The organism is Blautia faecis (assembly GCF_027662325.1).
Taxonomy (GTDB): domain Bacteria; phylum Bacillota; class Clostridia; order Lachnospirales; family Lachnospiraceae; genus Blautia_A; species Blautia_A faecis.
The window spans coordinates 541-3,583 of record NZ_JAQDKY010000082.1 but is presented as its reverse complement, the minus strand read 5'-3'; the positions used below and the strand labels follow the sequence as shown (position 1 = coordinate 3,583).

General features: G+C 41.2%; 4 protein-coding genes. 1 reads left to right on the top strand and 3 read right to left on the bottom strand.

The features are described 5' to 3' along the window. Positions 1–71: 71 nt before the first annotated feature. The 3 genes from PGQ38_RS19035 to PGQ38_RS19025 form a co-directional block, all read right to left on the bottom strand. Complete coding sequence (locus PGQ38_RS19035) at positions 72–830, bottom strand: sulfite exporter TauE/SafE family protein (RefSeq protein WP_118583172.1); 759 nt, start codon at positions 828–830, stop codon at positions 72–74. A 101-nt stretch (positions 831–931) separates the two neighbouring features. Beyond that, positions 932–1,435: a GNAT family N-acetyltransferase gene (locus PGQ38_RS19030; protein ID WP_270433123.1), complete on the bottom strand. Its 504-nt coding sequence runs from the start codon at positions 1,433–1,435 to the stop codon at positions 932–934. 13 nt (positions 1,436–1,448) lie between these two features. Further along, positions 1,449–1,700 carry a kinase gene (locus PGQ38_RS19025; protein WP_118583122.1) on the bottom strand — a complete coding sequence of 84 codons (252 nt, stop codon included), beginning with the start codon at positions 1,698–1,700 and terminating at the stop codon, positions 1,449–1,451. Positions 1,701–1,943: 243 nt separating this feature from the next. On the opposite strand from PGQ38_RS19025, the gene PGQ38_RS19020 reads away from it, so the two are divergent. Continuing rightward, positions 1,944–3,032 carry a pyridoxal phosphate-dependent aminotransferase gene (locus PGQ38_RS19020; RefSeq protein ID WP_173771954.1) on the top strand — a complete coding sequence of 363 codons (1,089 nt, stop codon included), beginning with the start codon at positions 1,944–1,946 and terminating at the stop codon, positions 3,030–3,032. Positions 3,033–3,043: the final 11 nt, after the last annotated feature.

Sequence of the window (3,043 nt, the reverse complement as noted above, 5' to 3'; positions counted from 1 at the left end):
GTTGCTCACACGCACCAGGGTTTCAGACTGTAGACAAAGGGGGATGTGAAATAAGTCCCCTTTTGTGTGTTTCAAATCAGTTCTGTTAATACTTTAATGAAGAAGATCACGATCACCACAATCATAACCGGTTTTACGATCTTGTGACCGTTTGAAGTAAAGCTATGACTTCCAAGATAATTCCCTGCCATGTTACAAACTCCTGCTGCAATTCCCAGTGGCAAAAGCACTTTGCCATTGATCAGAAATACGACAAGTGCTGTGATATTGGTTGTCAGATTGATTGCCTTTGTGGCACCTGCTGCATCGTTTAATGTCATATGACAGAAACCGGTAAATAAAAGCATCAGAAATGTTCCTGTTCCCGGTCCGTAAATCCCATCATAAATACCAACTACAGCTGCGATCAGAATACTTTTAAAAATCAGCATTCCATTGATTACTTCTGTTGCATTTTCGTCTTTTCCTTTCAGTGCTTTGCTTCTCAGTACATAAAACAAAATGACCGGAAGCACAACCAGCATGGCGATTTTTAAAGCTTTCTCCGAAATCAGAAGAGCCAGATGAGATCCTATCCAGGATCCGGCAATTGCACCAAAAACTGCCGGGATACAGATTTTCCATTTCATAAAGCCTTTTTTCATGTAGTGAAAAGATGCCACGAAAGTTCCCATGGAGCTGCTCATTTTATTTGTTGCAATTGCAGTATGTACCGGCAGTCCCGCAATCATATATGCCGGAAGTGAGATCAGTCCGCCTCCTCCGGCAATCGAATCCACAAATCCTGCCAGAAATACAAAAAAACATACTACCAGATAAACTAAAACCACATTTTCTCCCACGTTACCTGTCCTTAATTTCCTTTTGTATTTTTATTATTTTTTCATCGCAATCAATGTCGGGCGAAGAATCTGTACGTATTCTTCATACATTACTTCTCGCAAAAATCTACATATTCCCAGAAAGTCAGCTCACCGTCCGGTGTAAGGATTTCAAAATCTGTATCATACACATTTACAAACAATCCCGTCTCCTGAAGTCCGTTCCGAAGATAAAAAGCCTTTCTTTTTTTGCGTTCTTCAGCATTTTCTGCTTTTTCATCCTGTGTTTCTATTTCAAAAATATATTTATGATTTTTGAACTTTTTAAGTAATGCCTCCAGTCCCCTGCTTCCATATCCGTAATTTCTTTTCTCCGGTACAATTGCATAATAATCCAGAAGCGCCCTATCCTGCTCCGCATCGATCAGATTGATTGCCAGTCCTACGAATTCATCTTCGTCAACCATTGCAAGCATCTCCATCTTTCCATCTGCTACCAGGTTTTCCATTACCTGCAGGGGCTTTTTCTCCTGTTCCGGAAATGCTTTATCATACAGATCATAAAGCTGCCATTTATATTTTGCGCCTTCATCGGCAATGTTTACAAGTTTCATTTTTCTCTCCTGCTTAATTATTGATCATATCCGGCCATGACAGAATTTCTCCGGCAATCTTTTCTTCATAATCGCCCTCAATATCCTCACTTCTGCCTGCCTCATAGATATTTGTCTCTGCACCCCAGACTCCATCGTGATATTCCCACACATGGAATTTCAGTCCGCGGAACATAAAATCCAGACTTCCGCATCCGTCTTCTTCGGTATATTCAAACCTGATATTTTTTTGATTCAATGCATCCTGTACTGTCTGCAATCTCATATTCATTCCCCCGTCTTGCATATTTATTAGTTATTGCTGTTCACAACAACACCTGTTTGTTACTGTTCACTCCGTTCACAGCAACTTGGTCAAAATCCATTCCAAAACACCTCGCGGAATACTACCTGTGTTCACAGCAACACCTGTTTTTCTAGTATAACACATCTTCGGCGGTTGTCTATTGTAAAAAACGCTTCGATGATTTATTATAGTAAATAGCGAAATAATGAGGAGTGTAACCTTATGACTACAAAAATGGTTTTTCATGGAAGTGACATAGAAAAAATATGTGACTACTATCATTTAAATAAAGAAGATATCGTTAAATTCGGGGCAAATGTCAATCCTCTTGGCCTCTCCGCCTCTGTAAAAAAAGAAATTGCAGAAAATGTCGATCTTTTTTCTTCTTATCCGGACAGAGATTATGTATCTCTCAGAAATACGATCTCAGAATACTGCAGGATTCCCGCTGAATTTATTTTACCTGGAAATGGTTCCAGTGAACTGATCTCACTTCTGATTCAGGAACGTGCGCCGAAACACACCCTGATTCTCGGACCGACATATTCCGAATATTCCAGAGAACTTTCTTTCTCCGGAAGCACACAGGAATATTATCATCTGCGAGAAGAACGAAATTTCACTCTCGATGTAGAGGATCTGTGCAAAACTCTGGAAAACGGTTATGATTTCCTGATTCTCTGCAATCCGAATAATCCGACTTCCTCTGCAATCATGGAGGAAGATCTCCGCAAACTGATCGCATTCTGTGCAGATAAAGATATTTTTGTCATGATCGATGAAACTTACGTAGAGTTCGCACCAGATGTCGAAGAAATAACTGCAATTCCTCTGACCAGAGAATTTACCAATCTTATGGTACTGCGTGGTGTTTCTAAATTTTATGCTGCACCGGGCATGCGTCTCGGTTACGGAATTACCGGAAATATGGAATTTCTTTCCAAAATGCGAGAAAAACAGACGCCATGGTCACTGAACAGTCTTGGTGCCTTTGCCGGAGAGCTGATGCTCCGTGACCACGACTACATTCAGGAAACGCGTGATCTGATCCTCGATGAGCGTGACCGCATGGAGCAGGAACTTCAAAATATCCCTACTTTTAAAGTTTATCCTGCCTATGCCAATTTCATCTTATTAAAAATCCGCCGGGACGGTCTGACTTCCGCCGATGTCTTTGAGGCCTGCATCAAAAAAGGCCTGATGATCCGCGACTGTTCTTCCTTCCAGTGCCTGGACGGCGAATTTGTCCGCTTCTGCATCATGATGCACGACGATAATACAAAACTCTTAAACGTACTGAAGCAGCTGTAATCCAGCTGCTT

What these genes read in the sequence shown, in the direction of transcription:
- PGQ38_RS19030 (WP_270433123.1), bottom strand. Translation starts at nt 1,435, where the DNA reads ATGAAACTTGTAAACATTGCCGATGAAGGCGCAAAATATAAATGGCAG.
- PGQ38_RS19025 (WP_118583122.1), bottom strand. Translation starts at nt 1,700, where the DNA reads ATGAGATTGCAGACAGTACAGGATGCATTGAATCAAAAAAATATCAGG.
- PGQ38_RS19020 (WP_173771954.1), top strand. Translation starts at nt 1,944, where the DNA reads ATGACTACAAAAATGGTTTTTCATGGAAGTGACATAGAAAAAATATGT.